The sequence below is a fragment of the Sulfolobus sp. A20 genome (genome assembly GCF_001719125.1).
Taxonomy (GTDB): Archaea; Thermoproteota; Thermoprotei_A; order Sulfolobales; family Sulfolobaceae; genus Saccharolobus.
This window is the reverse complement of sequence record NZ_CP017006.1, coordinates 1,174,109-1,197,681: the sequence shown is the minus strand read 5'-3', so window position 1 is coordinate 1,197,681 and position 23,573 is coordinate 1,174,109. Positions and strand designations below refer to the sequence as shown.

Annotated in this window: 21 protein-coding genes; 13 read left to right on the top strand and 8 right to left on the bottom strand. The window is 34.5% G+C overall.

Features of this window, described 5'->3' with window-relative positions; genetic code table 11:
- Nucleotides 1-65 precede the first annotated feature (65 nt).
- Nucleotides 66-1,724 carry a long-chain fatty acid--CoA ligase gene (locus BFU36_RS06560; RefSeq protein ID WP_069282806.1) on the top strand — a complete coding sequence of 553 codons (1,659 nt, stop codon included), beginning with the start codon at nt 66-68 and terminating at the stop codon, nt 1,722-1,724.
- Here the strand turns inward: BFU36_RS06560 and BFU36_RS06555 are convergent.
- Complete coding sequence (locus BFU36_RS06555; protein ID WP_069282805.1) at nt 1,711-2,157, bottom strand: carbon monoxide dehydrogenase subunit G; 447 nt, start codon at nt 2,155-2,157, stop codon at nt 1,711-1,713. The genes BFU36_RS06560 and BFU36_RS06555 overlap by 14 nt on opposite strands.
- Nucleotide 2,158: 1 nt before the next feature.
- Complete coding sequence (locus BFU36_RS06550) at nt 2,159-3,454, bottom strand: FAD-dependent oxidoreductase (protein WP_069282804.1); 1,296 nt, start codon at nt 3,452-3,454, stop codon at nt 2,159-2,161.
- Nucleotides 3,455-3,707: 253 nt separating this feature from the next.
- On the opposite strand from BFU36_RS06550, the gene glpK reads away from it, so the two are divergent.
- From glpK to BFU36_RS06510, 7 genes are all read left to right on the top strand, one after another.
- The gene (gene glpK / locus BFU36_RS06545; RefSeq protein WP_069282803.1) at nt 3,708-5,201 is read left to right on the top strand and encodes a glycerol kinase GlpK; all 1,494 of its coding nucleotides are present in this window, start codon (nt 3,708-3,710) and stop codon (nt 5,199-5,201) included.
- A 6-nt stretch (nt 5,202-5,207) separates the two neighbouring features.
- The gene (locus BFU36_RS06540; protein WP_069282802.1) at nt 5,208-6,089 is read left to right on the top strand and encodes an MIP/aquaporin family protein; all 882 of its coding nucleotides are present in this window, start codon (nt 5,208-5,210) and stop codon (nt 6,087-6,089) included.
- A gap of 1,073 nt (nt 6,090-7,162) precedes the next feature.
- Nucleotides 7,163-7,366: a hypothetical protein gene (locus tag BFU36_RS06530; protein WP_069282800.1), complete on the top strand. Its 204-nt coding sequence runs from the start codon at nt 7,163-7,165 to the stop codon at nt 7,364-7,366.
- 280 nt (nt 7,367-7,646) lie between these two features.
- Nucleotides 7,647-8,003, top strand: a complete 357-nt coding sequence (locus BFU36_RS06525; protein WP_069282799.1) for a hypothetical protein — start codon at nt 7,647-7,649, stop codon at nt 8,001-8,003.
- 19 nt (nt 8,004-8,022) lie between these two features.
- Nucleotides 8,023-9,243 (top strand): FAD-dependent oxidoreductase, encoded by a 1,221-nt coding sequence (locus BFU36_RS06520; protein ID WP_069282798.1) that lies wholly within the window; start codon nt 8,023-8,025, stop codon nt 9,241-9,243.
- Entirely contained in the window at nt 9,240-9,509 is a 270-nt protein-coding gene (locus BFU36_RS06515; RefSeq protein WP_069282797.1) for a ferredoxin family protein, read from the top strand. Before BFU36_RS06520 ends, BFU36_RS06515 begins: the two co-directional genes overlap by 4 nt.
- A 15-nt stretch (nt 9,510-9,524) precedes the next feature.
- On the top strand, nt 9,525-10,574 hold the full coding sequence (locus tag BFU36_RS06510; RefSeq protein ID WP_069282796.1) for a glycosyltransferase family 4 protein: 1,050 nt from the start codon (nt 9,525-9,527) through the stop codon (nt 10,572-10,574).
- Here the strand turns inward: BFU36_RS06510 and BFU36_RS06505 are convergent.
- On the bottom strand, nt 10,551-11,630 hold the full coding sequence (locus BFU36_RS06505) for an MFS transporter (protein WP_231961266.1): 1,080 nt from the start codon (nt 11,628-11,630) through the stop codon (nt 10,551-10,553). The genes BFU36_RS06510 and BFU36_RS06505 overlap by 24 nt on opposite strands.
- A gap of 78 nt (nt 11,631-11,708) precedes the next feature.
- Between BFU36_RS06505 and BFU36_RS06500 the strand changes: the two genes are divergently transcribed.
- Nucleotides 11,709-12,944 carry an amidohydrolase family protein gene (locus tag BFU36_RS06500; protein WP_069282795.1) on the top strand — a complete coding sequence of 412 codons (1,236 nt, stop codon included), beginning with the start codon at nt 11,709-11,711 and terminating at the stop codon, nt 12,942-12,944.
- 58 nt (nt 12,945-13,002) lie between these two features.
- A complete protein-coding gene (locus BFU36_RS06495; protein WP_342719105.1) occupies nt 13,003-13,944 on the top strand; it encodes a hotdog domain-containing protein in 942 nt (313 codons plus the stop codon).
- Between the two features lie 551 nt (nt 13,945-14,495).
- Here BFU36_RS06495 and BFU36_RS06490 read toward each other — a convergent pair.
- Together BFU36_RS06490 and BFU36_RS06485 are read right to left on the bottom strand one after the other, a co-directional pair.
- Nucleotides 14,496-15,503: an NAD(P)/FAD-dependent oxidoreductase gene (locus BFU36_RS06490; protein ID WP_069282794.1), complete on the bottom strand. Its 1,008-nt coding sequence runs from the start codon at nt 15,501-15,503 to the stop codon at nt 14,496-14,498.
- A gap of 1 nt (nt 15,504) precedes the next feature.
- Nucleotides 15,505-17,154, bottom strand: coding sequence for a pyruvate oxidase (locus BFU36_RS06485; protein WP_069284634.1), 1,650 nt, complete (start codon nt 17,152-17,154; stop codon nt 15,505-15,507).
- Between the two features lie 228 nt (nt 17,155-17,382).
- On the opposite strand from BFU36_RS06485, the gene BFU36_RS06480 reads away from it, so the two are divergent.
- The gene (locus BFU36_RS06480) at nt 17,383-18,174 is read left to right on the top strand and encodes a hypothetical protein (RefSeq protein WP_231961264.1); all 792 of its coding nucleotides are present in this window, start codon (nt 17,383-17,385) and stop codon (nt 18,172-18,174) included.
- 485 nt (nt 18,175-18,659) lie between these two features.
- Here BFU36_RS06480 and BFU36_RS06475 read toward each other — a convergent pair whose 3' ends face one another.
- Nucleotides 18,660-19,709, bottom strand: coding sequence for an encapsulin (locus BFU36_RS06475; protein ID WP_069282792.1), 1,050 nt, complete (start codon nt 19,707-19,709; stop codon nt 18,660-18,662).
- A 349-nt stretch (nt 19,710-20,058) separates the two neighbouring features.
- Between BFU36_RS06475 and BFU36_RS06470 the strand changes: the two genes are divergently transcribed.
- Complete coding sequence (locus tag BFU36_RS06470) at nt 20,059-20,391, top strand: hypothetical protein (protein ID WP_069282791.1); 333 nt, start codon at nt 20,059-20,061, stop codon at nt 20,389-20,391.
- Between the two features lie 427 nt (nt 20,392-20,818).
- Here BFU36_RS06470 and BFU36_RS06465 read toward each other — a convergent pair whose 3' ends face one another.
- Entirely contained in the window at nt 20,819-22,183 is a 1,365-nt protein-coding gene (locus tag BFU36_RS06465) for an AAA family ATPase (RefSeq protein ID WP_069282790.1), read from the bottom strand.
- Nucleotides 22,184-22,185: 2 nt separating this feature from the next.
- The gene (locus tag BFU36_RS06460; RefSeq protein WP_069282789.1) at nt 22,186-22,704 is read right to left on the bottom strand and encodes a FeoC-like transcriptional regulator; all 519 of its coding nucleotides are present in this window, start codon (nt 22,702-22,704) and stop codon (nt 22,186-22,188) included.
- Between the two features lie 287 nt (nt 22,705-22,991).
- Between BFU36_RS06460 and BFU36_RS06455 the strand changes: the two genes are divergently transcribed.
- A complete protein-coding gene (locus BFU36_RS06455; RefSeq protein WP_069282788.1) occupies nt 22,992-23,573 on the top strand; it encodes a hypothetical protein in 582 nt (193 codons plus the stop codon).

Here is a 23,573-nt window from a genome sequence, read left to right as displayed (position 1 = left end):
AACATATAAACTTTCTCTCAATTTTTATGTAAGCTTTATTAACAACTAGTTATAAAGCATATCATATGAATAGACCTTGGTTTAAGTTTTGGCCTTCAAAATTACCTAAAACTTTAGATTATCCTAGAGTACCTCTATTTAATATCGTTGAGGTATCTGCTCAACGGTATCCTGATAAACCAGCAATAATCTATTATGGTAATAGGATAACATATAAGAAACTATGGGAAGATATATCAAGTTTTTCGTCTTTCTTACATAACGATTTAGGGATAAGAAAAGGGGATAGAGTAGCAATTTTCATGCCTAATTCGGTCCAATGGATAATATCATATTTTGGAATATTAAGGGCTAACGCAATAATGGTCCCAATTAATCCTTTAATATCGGAGGATGAATTGAATTATATACTTAGGGATTCCGGCTCTGTAGCGATTGTAACACTCTCCTCATACTTATCTAAAGTGTTAAAGGCTAAAGAAAACACTAATATCAAATATATAATCGTAGGAAAATTCAAGGATTACTTACCTCCTAATCCAGAAATTAAAGTCCATCCCCTTATGCAAAAGGAACCAGAAATAGAGGGTGATGTAATAAAGTGGAATGAGGCATTTAGCGAAAAGCCTTTACCACCTATTGAAGTTACGTCAGATGACATCGCTGCTATTCCATATACTTCTGGCACAACAGGCTTTCCTAAGGGATGCATACATACACATTCTACTATATGGCCAACTGTGTTAGGTTCAGTAGTGTGGAACATGTTAACTCCATCATCAGTAGCCTTGGCATCATTACCTATATTTCACGTTACTGGATTTGTTCATAGTCTAAATGCACCACTGTATATAGGTGGTACCATAGTTCTCATGTCGATATGGGATAAGGAGAGTGCAATAGAAGCTATTGAAAAGTACGGGGTAACACATTGGACTAACATTTCAACTATGGTAGTTGATCTGCTAACTGTACAAGGAATAGAGAAAAGAGATCTAAGTTCATTAATATTAGTAGGAGGTGGAGGGGCCTCGATGCCAGAAGCAGTTGCCAAAAAACTTAAGGAATTAACTGGCTTAGACTACATAGAGGGTTATGGACTGACTGAAACGATGTCTCAAACTCACGTTAATCCTCCGGATAGACCTAAATTACAATGTTTAGGGATACCACACTTTGGAGTAGATGCACTAATAGTAGATCCTTCAACAGGTGAGGTATTACCTCCAAACAAAGAAGGTGAAATAGTAGTTAGGTGTCCTAGTCTTTTCAAGGGATATTGGAATAAAGATGAGGAAACTAGGAAAGCATTCATTACAATTAATGGCATCGAATATTTTAGAACCGGGGATTTAGGCTACATGGATGAGGAAGGCTACTTCTTTATTGTAGATAGAATAAAGAGAATGATAAACAGAGGAGGATATAAAGTATGGCCCACTAAGGTTGAAAATAAGTTATATCAACATCCAGCAGTGTTAGAAGCTTGCGTGGTCTCTACTCCTGATCCTAGATTAGGAGAAGAGGTTAAGGCATATATCGTATTAAAGCCGGATTACAAAGGTAAAATAACTCAAGAGGATATTAGAGAATGGTGCAAACAGCATATGAACGCATATGAGTATCCTAGAATTATAGAATTTGTTGAATCTCTTCCCAAGAGTGGATCTGGAAAAATATTATGGAGAGTTTTACAAGAGAAAGAAAAGGCTAAGAAAGCCTAGAATGTATACAGTTAATAATGTAATTAACGTTGGACTCAGCTAACCTTCTTATACTATTTTCTCCTAATAGTTTAGCTAGGAGTCCCAAATCCATTTTAGCACTCCAAATTACTTTTGTAGAATTTTGGGTCTCATAAAGGTTTAGCGAAATGTTAATTTTAATGCTCACTCCAGCCGATCTTCCGTTACCGACTATTTCAATTTTCTCACTATCTTTAATTATTTTTGCATTTATATTGGCTGTAATTGTGGACATATGCGGAATGTTAAAGTCACTGACATCTATCTTGAAAGTTGCACCTATCTCGCCATCTCTCTTAATTTCGTAACCTTGTAAGCCCGGTAGACATTCTGTAAACATTTTTGGCTCTGTTAAAAATTCCGATATTTTTGCCTTTACCTTGTTTACCACGAACTCTCCACTGATCTCCATTTCATTTCCCTCTTGCAATTAACGATAACAGAAGATATAAAGCAGTTTCGTATCTCTCTTCATCTAATGATCCTTTTCTCTCCATTATACTTCTTAAAAATATTTTTGGTATTCCAATTTTTTCCAAGTATTTTTCAAAGTTCATTTCGTTGGGAGAGATAAGTTTAATCTCCTTAGTTTTACTCTTTTCCCTTACTCCCAATTTCTCGCTGACTAAATCCCCCACTCTTTCCCCTACTAGTCTTGAAGTGGTAAATTTACCTCCTATTATAGATATTAGACCAGATACCCCATTTTCTCTTTCATGATCTAATATTGTGAAATCTCTACTAGCTTTTCTACCATCCTCGCTGGTTCTCATCAAAGGTCTAACGGATGCGTAAGTTCTAATAACTCTCGTTTTAGACAATTCAGGTACTAATTGAGATCCTTCCTTAATTAGCATCTTCACGTCCTCGTCTGATATAGTAAAATTATCTGGGTCTTCGATTATAGTTGCAGTAGTACCCAATATTGAAGTACCTTGATATGGTACTAATATATCTCCATCAGAAGGTGGTCTAAGCCTGTTTAGCACTGCGTTATTAACCTTTTTTTCAAACACTGCCATTATTCCAGCTGTAGGTAGTATGGGAATCTCTTCTAGTCCTGCCATAGTAATGATTTTAAACGCCCAAGGTCCTGAGGCATTTATTATTATATCACTTTTTATTATATTTATTTGATTATTAATTTTATCTAAAACTTTTACAGCTTTTATAAAATTTCCATCCCTAATAAATTCTGTTACCTCATTATACGTCATAATTCTAGCCTTATTTAGTGATGCTGTCATAGCTACGCTCGATAAAAGATCATAACCATATATTACCTTATCCGGAACCCAAATAGCTATTTTTAAGTCTTTATTCACATAAGGTTCTTCTTGTAGGACTTGATTTTTATCAACTAGCTTATACTCTATACCTAATTTCTCTAGGGAAGAAAGAAACTTATCTGAAAATTCTAGGTCTTCTTTAGTAATACCTAAAAATAATCCCCCCGTGTCTCTAACGGCATGAGGAGCTATTTTCGAAATTATTTTATTTTCTTGAATGCACTCCTTTGCTGATTCAGGGTCAGTTACAGCATACCTAGCACCACTATGTAAAAGTCCATGGAACCTACCAGAAGTTCCAGATCCAATGTCTCCTCTTTCAACCAAAATTACATCAATACCTCTTAAAGCCAAATCTAAGGCGGTGAATAGACCATTAGCTCCCCCACCTATTACTAGAACGCTTGTTTTTATTTCCATAACAGAATTAACCTATATTTTACATTTAAAATTTTATTGTGGACAACGCTTGTTTTTATTTCCACTTTTCGTAATCTGAATTTCTCACTTTACGAGATTTTCCTGCTATCAAATTTGAACGTTATATGGAACATCTAGTTTAGAATTGCTTTAATATAATAATAAGAAGTAATAAAGAGTAAATATCAAATAATTATAAATTTATATTTTTTACGAAAAATTTTTATATGAAAATAGAAATGGATAAAATGCTATGGCTGAAAAATACATACTAGCCATAGACGAAGGGACTACAAGTGCAAGAGCTATCGTCTTTGACAAGGAATTAAATATTCTAGGAATAGGGCAAAACGAGTTCACTCAATACTATCCTCAACCGGGTTACGTAGAACATAGTCCTGAGGAGATATGGCAAGCCCAGTTATTGGCTATAAATAAAGCATTGGAGAGAGCTAAGATAGATCGGAATAATATTTTGAGTATAGGAATAACGAATCAAAGAGAGACCACAGTGATGTGGGATACTAGAACGGGGAAGCCAATATATAATGCTATTGTTTGGCAAGATAGGAGAACTGCCCCAATTACTGACTATCTTAAAGCTAACTATTTGAGGTTAATAAAGGATAGAACAGGTTTGGTACCAGACCCATATTTTAGTGCTTCTAAGATAAAGTGGATTTTAGATAATGTACCCAATGCTAGAGAGAAGGCTGAAAAAGGAGAAATAAAGTTTGGAACAATAGATACTTACCTAATCTGGAAGTTGACTAACGGTAAAGTTCATGTAACTGACTTTTCAAACGCGTCTAGGACTATGCTATTTAATATAAGGAAAACTGAGTGGGATAGAGAAATATTGGAAATACTAAAGATTCCCGAGGCTATTTTACCAGATGTAAAGGCTTCAAGCGAGATTTATGGTTTCGCTGAGGCTCTTAATTCTTCAATACCTATATCGGGAGACGCAGGAGACCAACAAGCTGCGCTCTTTGGTCAAATAGCATTCAACCAAGGGGATGTTAAATGTACTTATGGAACTGGTAGTTTCATTTTACTTAACACTGGAAGTAACTTAGTTTCATCTAACGACTTACTAACAACTATAGCCTGGGGGATAGGTAAAGGAATAACATATGCTTTAGAGGGAAGTATATTCATCACTGGGGCAGCTGTTCAATGGTTTAGAGACAGTCTTAGAGCTATAGATGTATCCGATGAAATTGAACCTTTAGCCGATAGCGTTCCAGATAACGGCGGAGTGTACTTCGTTCCCGCATTTACGGGATTAGGAGCACCGTATTGGGATCCTTATGCGAGAGGACTAATAATAGGAATAACTAGGGGTACTACTAAGGCTCACATTGCTAGAGCAATATTAGAATCAATAGCGTATCAGACAAGGGATGTGCTAGAAATAATGCAAGGAGATTCCGGAATAAAGATAGACTCTCTTAAAGTAGATGGGGGTGCATCGAAAAACGACTTACTAATGCAATTTCAAGCTGACATACTTAAAATGAAAGTGATTAGACCAAAGATTATGGAAACGACCTCTATGGGAGTTGCGATGTTAGCTGGTTTAAGCGTAGGATATTGGAACTCCATAGATGAGTTAAAACAGAAGTGGAAGATCGACCAAGTGTTTGAACCTAAGATGGATGATGAATATAGGGAAAGATTATATGCAGGATGGAAAGAAGCAGTACGAAGGGCTTTAGGTTGGGCTAAAACGGTTGGGGGTTGAGATAAAATGGCGTCTGAAGTTGTAAGGGACAGTTTATGGCGGTATTTCGCTGAATTCGTAGGCACTTTCATCTTAATTCTTTTCGGCGATGGTGCAGTAGTAGCGTCCTTAGTAACTAATGGTACATCCCCAGGCTATGGATTTATTATGATATCATGGGGCTTCGGAGTTGTCCTAGCAATTTACGCTGTAGGTCCAATAAGCGGAGCTCATATAAATCCAAACGTCACATTAGCTTTTGCGGTTACTAAAAGGATGAAGTGGAGGGACGTAATTCCCTACATATTGTTTCAAACTTTAGGGGCAGCTGCTGCAGCAGGAATATTATTAGCGTGGTGGGGTAACGTTATTGTTAAAATGGATCCTCCACCTACTTTATATGCGCAAGTAGGAGCATCGTTCTTCACTGAATATCCAAATCCGTTCTTCTGGGGTCAATATTGGCCAAGCAAATTACTACTACCAAATTCTGTGAGTGGAACTTCACTTTACTCTGAAGTCAATCAAGTATTCCCGTTATGGATAGGTGCTTTTGCTGAATTACTAATGACTTTCTTACTCTTATTAATAGTTCTAGCGGTTACTGATGCTGATTCACCATTTTTCAATCAAAGCTTAGCCCCATGGGCTATAGGAATAGGTTATGTAATGCCATTCTTATTATTCGAGGCTCAATTGACTGGAGGTATGATAAACGAGGCTAGAAGCTGGGGACCAATGCTAGCTCTTTACCTATTTGGTTATAGGTCAGGGGCATTTAACTTTAGAGGACAGTATTTCTTCGTTTATGGCATCCCTGATTTCATAGGTGGCATTCTAGGTGCTTTATTCTGGGACTGCGTATTGAAACCGTATCTTAAGTATCTGAAAAGCAATAATAAGAAATAAGGAGTTTTTATTTACTTTTCTCCAATTGAGTTCTCCTTAAAGGCATTTTTTCAGCTTCTTTATTTATCGAAATATGAACGCTATTAGACAAACGGATCCGAATAGGGCGAGCGAAATCTATAATTTTTAAGATAATTACTAGAAAATATACTATCCGTAAGAATGATCCACTTCAATTATTACTGTAGGCATCCCTGGTGATAGCTTAATCACTTTTCATCTTTACTCCCCATAACTATTTATAGGAAGAGCGTTTAAAGGTTTCAACCTAAAGGGCAAGGTTTCTTCTTTCCATCTAAGAGATTTCATTTCATACTATGGTATAAGCAAATGGTATGACAAGTGAATCATAACTGTTCAGCAAGAATCTTACTGAGGGATATTAAGAACATCTTTAACTTAACCAAGAGTTTAAATCTTCAAATTATAGCATATTGAAATGAAATACTTTTTTGATAAAATTAAAAACTTTCTCTTTTAGCCCATTCTTTGTTCTATACTTAAAAACTTTTTATTTATACGCCTTCTCTTAAGCATATAATTAAATACTTTTCATTTAGAAACAAAGATTGAAATCCTCCCGTAAAAAATTAAAGGGTAATAATTCTTATAATCTACCTTATTTTTAACATTATAAAATATTTTTAAAAGTACCTCATATTTTAATAATAAAAATTCATGGCTGGTTATTCTCCTTCTTTTTCTCTATTTACTTTACAATTCCCTTAACATATTAGACCCAAAAACGTTTTAACTCTATACTGAAGTTTTATGTGGTGCTATAATTTATGATGTTTGAGGAAGAAGATTGGGAAGAAGAAGATTGGGAAGAAGAGGAAGAATTTGAGGATTTCGATCTTGAAGAAGAAGATGAAGAGTGGTAGGAAAGAGCGAGAAAGGTAACTAAAAATTTTTTATCAATTTTTAAAAGATTTTATACTATATAAAAAAGTTAGTAAAGTTAAAAAATCTGAATAATATTATTATGGAGAAAAAGGACTTTAAGTTAAATTAAACTTAGTCATGACAAAGAGAACGACAAGCCTCGCCCTTTGGTGGGATAAGGTTTTTAAGTGAAGAAAGATCATTGGGGAGGAGAGAAGCCAAAAAAGGAGATAGTGAGAGTGTGTCCTTCCTCCTCATTACATATCCCTAAGTCTCGAGGAGGGTGGAGTAGGGGCTTCCTCTACCCAAGGGATAGGGTTAATCTAGCTGAAGACGCAGCCATCGCTGGACTAATAGAGCGGGCTCAAAGCCCACTAGCTATGAAGTGGTGAAGGCGGTAAACCATAAACCAGTGAGCAGCCTAAGGGAACCTTTAGGGTAAGGAGGAGGTTAGATGAGCGTAGTTTTACTTTTTTAAAATATGTTAAAAATTGTATTATGCCCTTTCAACTCTCCGATTGTTATAGATTAATTTATAGTTTGATGTCCTTGTCTTAAGAAAACTTTGATGTCTAAAATAGAAGGAAATTTAGCTAACATCCTTCAAGGTAGGGAGAAGGTTAACTCCTCAAAAAAGATAAGCAAATAAGGGAGGAAAAGTATATCAATTTTATGTTTGAGAAATTGATATCCATAATTGAGAAGCTTAATGAAGGAAAATTAGTCGAGGCCGGAAATAAGTTATTAGATATTGCTAGAGATTATGAAAACCAAGATAAGATAATAGATCTTCTAGCAGAGATAGAAAAAGAGATAAAAGAGTTTAAGAACGATAAGGAAATTCTATATAAATTTGATTCACCCTTCGTTGAAATGTTAAGAAACAGTATTGAGGAAATGAAGTCTTGTAGGGAGAACAAATTAAGGGCTCTAATACTTCACACATTATATATCTTAAGTAACGGTAATGAAATACTGTTAAACATGGTCAAAAAGTCTAATGCGGGAAAGCCAAATACTTATATTTAGCTTTCAAGTATTTTATCGTATGAGCTTCGATGCTGATGTCATAGTTGTTGGAGGAGGTCTTTCTGGCTTATCTGCTGCGATAACGGCTACTAGGGAAGGATTATCAACTATCGTTCTGGAACGAGGTGAGTATTCGGGTGCAAAAAACGTATCTGGAGGGAGAATGTATGTACACGCCTTACTTCAGTTATATCCCGATGCCTTGGAGAGAGCTCCCTTAGAGAGACCCGTGACTAGGGAGACATATGAAATATATTGTGGGGAAAAAGTAATCTCGTTTTCGTTTCAACACAAGACAAAAAATAGTTATACGATTTTGAGAGCTAAATTCGATCAGTGGCTAGCCAAAGAAGCTGAGAATGAAGGTGTTCTCATCTCATATGATACATTAGTCACAAATGCTAGGCGTGAAAATAATTATGTAGTAGTTGAAACCAATAGAGGAGAATTAAAGGCGCCATTAATAATAGACGCAGGTGGAGTAACTTCACCTGTTTCTAGATACTTGGGCTTAAGGAAATTAGAGCCTAAGACATTAATGTTAGGGGTTAAGGAAGTATTAGATATTAAACCATATCTCCCAGATGACGAAGGAGAAGCTAGGACTATAGTTGGATTAATAGGTGATCTAAAAGGTGGTGGATTTGTATATACTAATAAGGAGTCATTATCAGTAGGTGTCACAATAAAAGTGGAATCCTTGTACTCTTCTAGTATACCTTCTCATGAAATTGTTGAGAAGTTTAGAGAATCCATTGGGCTAAATGGGAACATACTGGAATACTCCGCACATCTCATTCCGTATTATGGCTATGATAAGATAGGTAAGTTATACGATAATAATTTAATCGTGGTAGGAGACTCAGCGGGTTTGTTAATAAATGATGGATTCAATATTAGGGGGATGGATTTAGCAATTGGATCTGGTATAGTAGCAGGTAAGGCAGCTAAGAAAATTAAGGAAATAAATGATTTCTCTAGAACTGATATATACTTAGAAATGCTTAAGGAATCTTTCGTATTAAGGGACATGGAAACAGCTCTGAGATCATTTAAAGTTTTAAATGAGGAAAACATCTTTACTAAATATCCTAAAATATTATGTAATACCTTGAGTAGAGTATTCAGCGTAGATAGTAACGGTAAGGAAAGGCCAATCAATATACTTATTGATGAGAGTAAGAAAGAAAATATAAATGCTTCGAACATGATATTGGATTTAATGAGGCTTTTCATATGATAAACGTCCTCAAAAGACTATCATTAAATAAATATAATGTAAACAAGAATAGTCATATCGCAGTTGATACTAATATTTGCTTAACTTGTAAAGATAAACCTTGCACTAAAGTATGTCCAGCTGGAACATATGAACCTTCGCCAGATGGAAGAATTATTGTACATTATGAGCGATGTTTAGAATGTGGAGCTGCCTTGGTAGCATGTCCATACAATGCAATAAAGTTTACGTTTCCGGAAGGTGGTGTAACTTATAAATATGGATAATCAAGTTTAAAGAAAATGGATTTATTGATAATAAACCATAGAGACTTAAAACATCCTAAGGCGGGTGGAGCTGAGGAAGTAATCTATCAAATTTCTAGGAGATTAGTTAAAAAAGGGATTAATGTAACCTGGTTAGCGGAGCAGGTAGATGGATTAAAGAGAGAAGAAATTATTGACGATATAAGAATAATTAGAAAAGGAAATAGTTTAACGCTTCACTTATTTTCCTTAAGGGAAGCTAAAAAACATGATATAGTCATTGATAGTGTAGCTCATGCTGTGCCATTTTATTCGTTTCTCGTGAATAAAAGGAACATAGCTCTGGTTCATCATGTCCATCAAGAGGTCGTGAAATACGAGCTAAACTGGTTTTTATCAAAGGTTGTATCTACGTTAGAGCGTGATATTAGGAATTACAATAATGTGATTTCAGTTTCAAACACGACCAAGAAAGATCTAATAGAGAAATTAAAGGTTGGAGAAGAGAAGATTAAGGTGATCTATAATGGTATAGATCATAATAAATATAAACCGGGGAAAAAATCTGATGAACCATTTATACTTTGGATTGGTAGGTTAAAGAACTATAAAAATCCTTTAGATGCCATTGAAATTGCAAAAAGAGCAAAAGTTAAGCTAGTAATGGCTGGAGGAGGAGAGTTGGAAAACATTATTAGAAACAAAATAAGAGAAGTTAACGGTGACTATTTAGGTAAGATACCAGAGGAGGAGAAGATCAGATTATATCAGTCATCCTGGGTTACATTAGTTACCTCATTTATAGAGGGTTGGAGTATGGTTACTTTAGAGGCTAATTCATGTGGAACACCAGTAATAGGTTACAATAGAGGCTCATTACCAGAGATAATTAAAGAAGGAGTAAACGGCTATATAATTAGGTATAAGGATGTGGAAAAAGCTGCTGAAATCATCAAAGAATTGTTAAGGAACGAGAGCGAGTTAAAGAGGCTATGGAAGAGTAGTTATGAGGAATCCCTGCTTTATGATTGGGATAAGTCTGCCAATGAATATTATGAGTATTTAAGAAGTTTTTCTGAAAAATAAAAAGAATAATACTGTAGACAAGGAGTACAGCGTACCAGTTATAAAAAATGGGAAATAAAGATTCCCTAGGTTGAAGAAATAACCTCCTATACTTGGTCCAAAAGCTCTTGGTATAGAGCTCATCAAATTGACTATCCCGTTTGCTCTACTTCTTTCGTTCTCTGGAACAAGTTTAAGTATCATGGTTTGGAAAACTGGTGAAGTCATGTTCATTAAAACATTTCTGACTACGAAAACTATTGAGGCTACAAAAAATGAAGGGGAGAAAGGAAGTATGAACAATAATGCTATTGCAACTGAGTGAAAATATATTATCGTATTCACTTCCCCAATTTTTTCAGCTATTACTATGGAGAGATAACTGCTGAAAGCTAACGACAGTTCTGCAATTGCAAAAATTGGACTCATCTCAGATGCAGTCACATCAAACCTTAGATTAAACCATAACGACATTAAAGGAATAACTAATCCTGCTCCTAAACCTATTAATGCTTCAGTTGAAAACTTTGAAATCACACCTATACTCTTTAGATTAAAACTTCTATTTCCTCTATAATTTTCTTCAACTGGAATTATTAGGGCTAAAGCCATTAAATTGATAAATACTTCAAGCAAGAGTATCTCTTTGTAGGTTAATAATAGTGGTAAAAGACTTCCGAAAACAGATAAAAATATAGATAGACTTTGCCTTAATCCCAAAAGCCTCTGAACATTATTGGACTTTTCAGCTAACATGGAGAAAATTAGGTTTCCGGACCCCCATCCTAGGGAAAAAACGTAAGCAATAGGATATCCTAGAAAGAGAAGAAACGTGGAGACCGTAGTCACTGATCTACTTATTATTGCAAATTTTTTCCTTCCATACATGTCCCCCAAGAAGGAGAAGATTAGAGAAATCACGGAACCTATGATCACTGATAAAGATAATATCTCACCAATAGTTAAGGGAGACAAGCCTAAAGATTTGAAATATAGAGAAATAATTATCGTATTCGCTCCCATTGAAATTCCGAAAAGTGAAGAAGAAATAACTAAGAAAAACTGATCTTTATTCACAAATCTTTTTCAAGTAAGTTAAGTTAATAACGTTAACTGGAGGTTAGTGATAAAAGTTCTATCAACGTATAACTTTTAATGTTTATAGAGAACGCCAGATTGTTAGATGGAAAGGTAGTTAATATAAGAATAGATGACAATATAATAACGTGTATTGGAAGCTGTGAAAAAGATGATACCGTTTTAGACGCTCAAGGCAATTTAGTCATACCTCCATATTTTAATATGCATTTTCACTTAGATAGTGCTTTCACTCAAGCAGTGAATAAGAGCGGAACTTTATGGGAGGGAATAAGACTATGGAAGGAAGTGAAGAACCGGATAACGGAAGAAGATGTAATCAAAAATGCCTTAACTGCTGTAAAACTCATGGTTGCTTATGGCACTTTATGGATTAGAACGCATGTAGACATTACTGAGGGGAATTTCAAATTGCTGAATGCTATACTGAAAGTAAAGGAAATCTCTAAGGAGATAGCTGACATACAAGTTACAGCCTTTCCCCAAGACGGCATATTCACAGATAAAGGCAACGATGAGCTATTGTTTAAGGCAATAGAAAGAGGAGCGGACAATGTAGGTTTAATCCCACATAATGAGACAACTAGGGAGGATGGAGTTAAATCTGTAAGTTTCGCCTTCGAGATAGCTAAACAATTTGATAAAGATATAGACGGTCATATTGATGAAACGGATGATCCTAATTCAAGATTTTTAGAAGTATTAGTCAAGGAAACGATAAGTAATTCTTGGGAGGGAAGAGTAACAGCAGGTCATGTTACGGCAATGCATAGTTGGGACTCTTCATACAGATATAGGATTTTACCCTTTGTCGCAAAGGCTAAAGTTACTGTTATACCTAATCCTTTGGTCAACGCTGTCCTACAAGGTAGGTTAGAAGGTTATCCTAAGAGGAGAGGGATGGCTCCAATAAAAGAAATGTTAAGTTTTGGAGTTAATGTAGCATTGGGACATGATTGCATTATGGACCCATGGTATCCTTTAGGAATAGGTAATATGCTACAAGTATTATTCATGGCTATTCACTTAGATCAGTTGACTGGAGAGGAAGAACTTAAGAGATCAATAGATTTGATAACATTTAATTCTGCTAAGGCTTGGAAAATAAGGAATTATGGAATAGAAGTCGGAAATGAGGCTAACTTACTAGTTACTGACGCGATAGATTTAATAGATTTAATCAGATTTATGGAACCGCCAAAATACGTAATTAGGAAAGGTAAGGTTATTGCAATGGATGGGAAGAAAATTCTATTTAATGGAAAATGGGAGGAAGTTAAGAAAAGACCATAAATCTGTTATTTTCTTAATAAAAAGTGTTCTGATGTAAGCAAATAATATATTTTTGTCAATGCAAATATTAGCTAGATATAAAATGTTTAAACTAGAAAATTATTACAGTGTCTTACCTTGGCACGTAAATCATTTCAACAGCTTACATGGGGGAATTTATATGAGTTGGCTTATAGATACTGGCGGTCTTTTGATGAGTAATATAAGCAGAGGAAATTATGTATTAGCATCACTAGACTATTTATACTTATATAAATCGGGCAGATTAGGAGATGTTCTAAGAATAATAGCTGAAGCAACAGCTTGGTGGAAATCATCGGTTGAAATTAAGGTTAAAGCTTGTTTAAAGAAAGGGGAAAAGGAGGAGGTAGGAGCTATAAGCTTGATGACATTTGTAGCAGTAGATGAAACTGGGAGACCTAGGAATCTATCTATTCCTCCAAAATATGACGAAGAAGCAGAAAAGAGAAGGGAAAGAAGACTGAAAAGAAAAATAGCCGATATGGGTGATCAAGAAGACTTAGTTCCCTTTACCACGTTTAGCAGGAGTTATATTAGAACAATATATCCTGAACATGCGTTTACATCTGGAATACTTTACGCCGGAAAAATGTACACTATGTTAGATGAAGCCTTAGCTATCGTAGCAAAAATTTACTCAAGGGGAAACGTGTTAACTGTTAGTGCAGGAAATGCCAACTTTTTAATACCAGTAAGGATAGGGGATATTCTTGAAATACAAGGAGCTGTAGAATACGTTGGAAATACTTCAATTGATGTTGGTGCAAAAGTATTTTCTATAGATTATCGTAAAGGTGAGAAGAAATTAGTTACTAAAACTGTCTTCTCCTTCGTGAGTGTAGATGATGAAGGAAAACCAAAAACCTTACCTAAGTTTACTCCATCTAGCGAAAAGGAAAAGAAGTTGCTTGAGGCTAGACTAGTTGAAAGAGAGGAGAGACTAAGGATATCCAAAGCTTTGCGTGAAGAAATTTGCTAAATTACTCACTATCTAAAAGTCTTTATTTATAAGTACATAATTTCTTTGCTTTATTATTTTTAGAATTAAGTCATAGTATAATATGAAGATATAAATTACATTTACAAGCATTTTAAACATATAAAGGGCTTAGTGTTTTATTTACAGTCTTTGATTTAACCTTAACTACAATCATTATAATATATACTCTCTTTTATATTACTATAATGATTTGTTTAAGTAAAGTACACGATGGAGATGCTATATAGCATACTTTCTAAGCAATAAAAATTAATCCTTTAATGTTTTCTCGTCCTTCAACTGAGAACATAGTACTCCCTTATCATTATAATTTACTATAATGAATAAAATTACACACTCCTTTAATACTCTTTATAAGTTTATGCTTTTAATTTAATTATTTAAGATAAAAATTATGATATAAAAATATACTAATCGCTCTAAAGTAGAGGAAACGAAAGAGTTCGGATACCATTTCTTACATATATTACAAAAAGAATATAGATACAATATAGACCGTAATCGACTTAAAAAATAATTGCTAGACTTTTTCAAATCTTTGTATTAAAGCTTTCTTTACTTGGTAATAGTAATGACTCCGCGTAGGCTATACTCCTAAGTAACTTAGCAAAGTTTCCTTCAACATAGTTATTTCCAAAATCTCCAAAGAATTCGTCCCTAATTCTTATTATAGTTGCGCTCCTTTTAGGCTCAAACTTTATTTCCTCTCCTAAAGCGTTCCTCATTGCAATTTTGCCAGAAGATACTGCTACATCTGCAGACATAGGAATGTCAGAGTCTTCAAAGGTAATACAGTCTCCTGCACCATATACGTCTTTATGCTCCACGGATTTAAGGTATCTATCCACTATCATTCTATGATTTTTGTTTGCATGTTGTAAAGTGTCAATTATCTGCGGCCCCTTTAATCCTCCAGCAAAAATAGTTAGTTCAGACTTCACTTTCCCGTGCGAAGTTAATACGCCATCTTTTAATACCTCAATAGCTTCAACACCCAGCATTAAATTAACCCCTAATTCATTTAGTATTTCCTCAGCTTTCTTAGACGAAGCTGTAGTCATAGTGGGGAGAAGTCTATTTCTTCTCTGTATTAGCGTTACTCTTTTCCCTCTTATATTGCCAGCTAATTCTACTCCAGTAGCTCCTCCACCTACTATTGCAATATCCTTTACTTCATTCAATCTCTTCTTAAGGTAAAATGCGTCTTGTAGTGTCTCGATTTTGTGAGCATATTCTCTTGGACCCTTAAGTCTTGGCAAGTTCTGATGATGACCTAGTGCCAAAATCAACTTATCGTAACGTATCTCCTTACTATTACTTAGGATAATTTTCTTATCGTTAAAATCAATTTTTTCCAACTCTCCAACTATCACATTTTTATATTTAATTATTATATCGTTAAGAGTCTTCATTCCACAAATGAAATCTATTAGCCAAGGAGTAAGTAAAAAGTAGTCTTTTCTATCAATTATTATTGAGTCTTTGTTTTGATTATGTGCAGAGTTGCCACTAAATCCACCTCCAACGATCACTATCATATCATAACCCCTGCAACTTTTCTCTGAAGATTGATAGCACGTATTCGCCAGCTTGCTTAAACGTAAGTTTAGGTGGCATTGGTCTCTCGTTAGGGTCTACTATAGCATCTAATACTGCTGGTCCTTCAGTGTTTAGGAATTCCTCAATTACCCCCTCAGCTTCTTTTGGCTCTTCAAGCCTATATCCCTTAAATCCCATAGCCTCAGCCAGCTTCACAAAATCAGGGTTATAAAGATCAACACCCCATTCTGGATAACCCATTACTTCTTGTTCAAATTTTATCATTCCTAGTTTAGAATTATTATATATTATTATCTTAATAGGCAAATTGTATTTCTTAGCTGTTATCAATTCCATCATCGTCATGGCAAACCCACCATCCCCCGCAAAAGCGATAACTTGTCTCATGTTATTCACGGCAAACGAAGCACCAACAGCCCCTGGTACTCCAATCCCCATGGATCCCAACCATGCTGAGAAGACAAAAGTTTGTTTTCCGGATGCTCTGAAATGTCTGGCAGTCCACATTGTTACGTTACCAGTATCAGTTATAATAACTGCATCTTCTTTACACTTCTGAGATACTAAATAAGCTACCCTCTGTGGTTTCATCGGCTTCTCTATGCTATTCTCTTGCTTAGATATTGAGTCTAGCCAGTCCTCTTTTTGCCCCTTTAACTCTTCGTAGAACTTGTTTTGCTTCTCCTCTACCTCTACCTTTAGGAATTCGCTAGCTGGTATTGGAAGAGCTAAATCGACATTTAGTCTCTTCCCTATGTTTGATGCATCAATATCTACTTGTATAACTTTAGCTTCTCTATTGAGAAAATTAACATAGGGAAATGATGTACCTAACATTATAAGTAAGTCAGCCTTATCCATTGCAGTGATTGATGGCTTAGTTCCTAGGAGACCGATTCCTCCCATCACCTTAGGATCTAGATCAGGTAGTATTCCCTTACCGTTTAGGGCGTATATTATAGGTGAACCTACTCTTTCAGCGAACTTGTTAATCTGCTCACCCAAGCCTCTAGCTCCTCCCCCAATTAATAGAACTGGTTTCTCACTCTGCTTTATCATCTCCTTGACTTTAGTGAAATCTATAGTGTACTCTACCTTTACTGTCTCAGTCTTCTTTTCACCCTTATACTCAGAAGATTTTCTCAAAATGTCAACAGGTAGATTTACATGAGCAACTCCTCTCTTAGTTATTGCTTCTCTTATCGCTCTTCTTACGATATATTCAGCATTATCTGGATTTATCAATATCTGATTGAAGACTGCGACGTCTTCAAACAATCTTGTTAAATTAACCTCTTGGAAGTAGTCATGCCCAATCATATCAGACTCTACTTGACCAGTAAATGCTATTACCGGCGAATGATCCATCTTTGCATCATATAAACCATTTAAGAGGTGTATAGAACCTGGACCAGATGTTCCCATACAGGCTACAGGTTTTCCTGTAATTTTAGCCTCTACTGAAGCTGCAAAAGCCGCGCCCTCTTCATGCCTCACTTGCACGTATTTTACTTTGGAACGTCTTATCGCATCAACTAGAGGATCAATTGAGTCCCCTGGAATTCCATACATTCTTTCAATCCCACTATCCTCTAATACTTTTACTATTACTTCAGCTACAGATGGCATAAAGTATATTGTATTCATGTATAATATCTTTTTCCTTAAAGAACTTATGAACACTACAAATTTTATCAATTATTTAACATATAGATTGGAAAATATTCCTTAACAAATTATAAAAAACTTAAAAGAATCTTTTTCATTAAAAAACCATCCTGAGAGTAGATAAATATATATAGGAAACTTTCTGAAACATTATATGATAATTTTATGGTTTATTCGCAAGAACTAGAATTGAGAGCAAGTAGATCACAGATAACATCATTCTTTATAGATCCTATCAGATTTGCTGGAATGTTTGGTCATCTCTTAATAGTAAAGATTTTTGATAAAGAGAAGAACAATTATCTTACTATGGGTAATTTGCAAAATCCTGAGAACAAGTTTAGGGTAGTTTACGTTCTAGGTGACCCTGATTCTAGAATGACACTCTTGAAAGGGTATATGGAAGGACCTATTATATCCTTAGGTGGTATAGAGTACAAAGGGAATACCGATGATAACAAATTGTCATGGAAAATAGACATATTTATTTTAGATTCCAGTAAGGGTATTTCTAAGGTAAAAATTATAGGGGATTATAAACAGGATTACGGTGTCTTTGATAGAATATTTTCCGGAGGAGATTTCAATTTAGCAGAACACTTAGTAAAGGAGCATATAATTCCGTTCTTGAGTTTATATTTTAAGCCTTCTATAGAAGAAGGTTATTCCATTAATGAAATCATAAATTTGAAAGGTAACGTAGATGAGATTCTCTCCAAAATGAGAGAATTAATTAATACGGTAAAGTATGGGGGAGCTATAATACTAGGAGAAAACTTAGAAATAATAATGTCAATTACTAACGGGGACATCAGCCAAGTACAAATAAATGGCTCCCTATCACAAGCAGGAGATGTAATGGTAAGCCTCCTTAAAGCTAAAGGAGAGATTAGATTGATAGCTTATGAAATGGGATTTGAAGACATAGTATTGAAAAATCTTAAGAAAAAAGCAGAAGAAATTAAATGGGTATATCATTAAAAATTAAATATTATATATACCAATATTTCTAAAAATTAATTGAGCTTAAATGTAATGATATTATCAATATATAATAAAAACATTATCAATTCTTAGTTACCGTTACATCGTAAAAATATAAGTTAGGTATATGTAAGATATAAAAAATATGCGCTACTCGTATACTCTAATCACGATATTACAATTCTTGGCATTGATTAAGTCTACAACGTATAATATAAACCTCAATAATTACATTATATAGGATTACTTAGAATAGATATAGTCTGAAAGCCACTGACTTCCTCACCGCTATAGAGGCTTTCCTCAACTTTGTAATTTAAGATACTTCTCATTTGTTTTCAAAAACTAAGTATATGAGCAGTTTAATGGATTGAAGTATCTGTTATAGTGCTAAATTTTTAGGGTTTAGAGGTTAAACAATTTCGTTCAAAAAGAAGCTACAATTTAGCATAATAAAAATAATATAAGCTAAAATTCGTGAGCTATTGTCTGATTACGCAAGCTGCGTTCCTACTTACAAGTCTAGGAGCTAATTGTTCTGAAATCAGATAAGCGTCATAATCCTTTTCCTTTCCTAAAGGCTCTATTGTTATATCAGAATATAATAGAATGTCAAAACCAAATTTACTTATAACGTATATCTCATTATCTTCAACCACATCAGTTGGAATAACACTTCCTAAGCTTTTTATCATCTCTATTTCTAAAGTCCCAGCACGATCTATAGTCCTAAATGCCTTAGCGTAATTGGATGGGGAAATTAGAATAAAAATTCCTTTACCAAAACCATCTTTAGCTAAAACTTCGTACGATTTTAATACATCGTTGAGTATGTTTCCAGTTTGACTCCAGTCTGATGCTTTAACTGTAATGCCCAACTTTAATGGGGAAAGCGGGTGTTCCTTAAGGAGAACCAGGTTTTCCATCCTCCCAAATCTATGACCTGCTAATATTGATACCCTTCTTTTTTCGGTCAGTTGACCTAAATAATACCTTACTTCAAGGGAAATATAGGTCAAATCATATACTGATAATTTCTTTTCCTGTGATACACTATCTTCACTTAATGTTATTTCTGAATACGGTATGGTTGTAGAATTCCATCTAATCAAATTTCCTATATCCCTAACTACCCTACTAGAATTAATCCCTTCAAATATCCAACTTTGAAACCCTTCATTATTCGTATTGATTCCCTCATTTTTACTCACGTTCTCTGGGGATGAAAGGGTTAAAGGTCTAACTTCTCCAATAAGCTTTGACGCCTCTTCCCAACCTTTCTTAAAATACTCAAAATCTTCAGGAGAGACTTGGTATAATAGTCTTAGGAATTCTCCAAAGTGAGTCATCTCTTCTTTAGTTATATCCTCATGTACTTTTCTAAGCTTCTCGTCTTCTATGTATCTGTTTTGTTGAAGATAGAAATTTATTGCATCTATTTCTGCTGCAATTGCGTTCCTTATTGCTCTAGAAACCTCCTCTTTATCAAACTTCTCCTTCCTAGTTAGTGTCGATGGGTCATTAGAGAACAAGATTTTACACCACGCTAAAAATATTAAGGAATAAATAACTAATAAATGTTTCTAAATATTACTGTTCTCATATAACATAGTTAATAAAAATCTTATCATATAAAATAAAAGAAAATTATGTTCAGTGTAAGTTCTTATATAGTAAGACTATATTACAAATGGAGGAAAGCCTCACAGAGTGGGGATGACAAAGTATATAAACTCTTTTCTCTTCATCTGTAAGTAGAGAAGCCAGTATGAACGGTGGTTAGGAATAAATAGCTACAACTAGCCTCATGATTCTCACATCGCTTCCCTGCTCAGCCTTGTTGAAACATATGAGAGAGGGTTAAAATATGTTCTCAATTGGTTGAGGGAAAATAAGCTAAAGAAGAACTTAATCAAGGAAGTTCATAAGGCAGCTTATGAAATTTTAAAGGAAAAGTTTAACCTACACCCTAAGTTAGCTCAAGGCTATTATAGGGATGCTATAGTAATATACAAGGGTTGGCTAAAGAACCCTAAGGAGGTTAGGTATCCTAGAATACGTAAAGTATCAGTTAGGTTAACCCCTTATATCTCATATAAGTTAGACTTTGAGAGGATGGTTGTGTGGACTAGGGTTATTGGTGAGTTGCCAATACTAGGTTATCCAAGGAATTTATCACTTTATCTCTTTCCTTTTAAAGTATATAAGTGTTGAACAATATTGGATTGAGTGAAAGGCAAAGAAGCATGGTCTTAAGGTTGTTTATGTTGACCCTAGTTTCTCATCTACTACTCATTGTTATAAGTGTAGCAAATGAAAGAGGTTACTTATAGATACTTTCGTTGTGTTAATTGTTATGAGAATGATAGGGACGTATAATAAACCTTTATGATTCTCTGATCCTTTCGACACATGAGAGAGGTAAACACGAATCAATTAGGGGAACTCTCCAATGGGGGGAAGTCAGTAATCTTCAGAAGTAAGAGATTGACTAAACCCCTAAATACTTGGCTACAGAAAAATAAGAATTAATAAGCGATCATCTGACGAAATATTTTTTCCAAGAGAAAATTGCTGACTTTAAATCCTAAATAATTACTTCATCTCTATAACTTTTTTGGCTTAATAATATGAATAAAAATTATGTAATTACTTTATTATTTGATTCACCTTGTATATTCGGCGTGATAAAATCCTCGAACAAAATCTTAATTCTTTCCTCTAATAGAAATACGTCGCCGTTTAATATTTTCACCACTTCAAGAGTAGGTATGTTCAATACTTTTACTCCATCAATGCCGAAATTGGAATTAGTTATTAGGAATTTAGCCCTAACCTTGTAGACTTTCTTCTCGTGCTCTATCTCCTCGACATCTTTAAGCAAACTGATTTCGTCTTTATTATGAATTTCACCATCATTAGTGAATACCACATCCCCTATATAGGCTTGTTCATCTATTATAAAGAATAAGCCTATTACAGTACTCTTTCCACTAACTTCTATTCTCTTTCCCCTTGGATGAACGTAAGTAATACCATAGACTTTACTTATGTTGTTAAGTAGATCCCTTACTTTCTTTTCAAATAACTTAGAGTCTTCTTCAGGATTCTTTAAGCTTGTAGATCTCTTAAGCTCTTCCTTGAAGCACTCCAGATTATCGGTACTACACACTTTTTCCACTTTATCTACTTCATTTCTTACAAACTGTAGGATAGAGCTTACAGTAGTTAGTTCTTTGCTTTTCCATAAGGTTAATACTATAGGTAACAGATCTTGTGATAATTCTTTACAATATGCTTCTATGATCTCTTTAATATCATCTTCAGTTAACGCATCATCTAAGGGAATTCTGCTTTCCTCTATCCTTCTTCTAATTGCCAAATCACTTATTTTACTATATATATCTGTTGGTATAGCCATAATAATCGGTATTTCTAAACCAGCGTTTATGAGCCTATGTAATAGAGCTAGATGATTTTCCCTGATTTCATCAATTAGCAAGATTATATTTCTTTGATTTACAAAACTTTTGATATCACGTAAAGCATTTATCATTCCGTCCAGATTTCTATCGTAACTCATACAGTATATTCTGAGATAGGGGTCGTCATACCTTCCACAAACCTTTTCTAACCATTCCTCGAATCTTATTCCTAAAATTCTCTTCCAAAAGCTATAACCAAATTTTGATTTGTTCTGAGAGAGAACAGAAAGCGCCCTATTCTTTAGGGAAAATACGTTCAATTTTGTCCAAAATTCTTTATCAATACTTTCCTTGTTGGCTAAGTCTAAGTATATGGGCATGTCCTCTTTACTAGACACTTCTTCGATTTTCTTGAGTAAAGTAGTCTTTCCCATACCTGGTTGACCTACCACTGATGCTACTTCGTGATTCTTAATGACCAATAGTGCTTTTTCCAAATACTTTCTATAAGTAGGACCTACTAATATCACTCCCTTAGAAGACCAGGTCGTAACGGTTACCCTAGGTATTTCACATACCATTATTATCTCCTCCTCTTTATTATTCCATAAAGAGATCCTCTTCTAACAAATCCCTCTTCTCCCCCAGCTATAAGATCATAATTTTCCTCGACATGTTTTCTAAATTTTGAGTAGAACTCTTCCTTAGACATTCCTAACTCTATCCTTATTCTCTCTAAGGGGGCATAATCAAGAGAGTCTTTAATTCTCTCATAGGCTTCGTCGAAATCCCTTGTACTTATTTCCCTACTATTTTCGAGTAATTTATGAAGTAAGTCATTCATCCTACGTATCTCGTCCCTTATAATTTTGAGTTGTTCTTTAATATCGTCTTTTTCTATCATAGGTTTGTAACTTATCTTACCTCTGCTTTCAACCTTTTCTATTTTACCTTCTCTTTCTAACCCTTCTAATAGTTGATTAAGCGTATCATCCTTAAATTTCCTCTTAATTTCTGATAAAGAAATGGGTTTGTTAGTTGTGTTATACTTATCGACTATAAATTTAAGTAAGTCATCTTTACTGCCACTGTTTATCTTCATCACAAAACAGCTTAATTATAAACTTAAAAAAGGATTACCGCGCTTAATACGGATAAAGGTAATTCTACCGTATAAAATAAAAAGATCTTTTTCATGGTATTGCGAGAAAATATAAAAATAATGAAATACTAATAATAAATCGTTATGGGATACAAGTCACGATTATACCACTTAGGATTAATGAAGTCGTATAATATCTACTTTTACATGGTGGGGAGAAGATATATCTTATCCAGAAAATATGCTCTTAAATTAGCAAAAAAGAGACGAATGAGGGGATTCTAAAGATGATATTTCAATATTCTAATGGAAATATATATTTCAATGGCCTCCCGGTGGGAAAAGTTTCATATGAGAGGTCTGAAATAAAAGTTGAGGGAAATTATAACGTTATTCTAAAGAGAAAAGGATTTGAGAAATATGATGTAATTCAATTTAATTCTAAAGTAGGAGAAATAAATAGGCTTAATCTTAATTATGGCATGTTCAACTACTTTGTTAGTAGACCTCAGTTAGTGGCATTTATTAGGGGATACCAAGATTCCCTAAAAATATTTACATCTGGGAACATTGAAGTAGGGGAGGTAAAGAGGGTACAGAATGGGTTAGAAGGTTACTTAAATGATCAATACGACCCTTATGTCATAATAATTTATTTGGCTATGAGTTCAATCTACGCTACTCCGAATTCTTATGCTCCCTATAGACCGTCCATAAGAGCCTCAAGATACAGACCTCTGATTTATTTCCTACCTTTCATTTTAATATTTGTATTTTTATTACCCATTCCATATTATGCTGACCTTATACTATACGTAGCCTTAATAGCTTTATTTTATTATTTCTTAATTTTTAAGAAAATAAGCTAA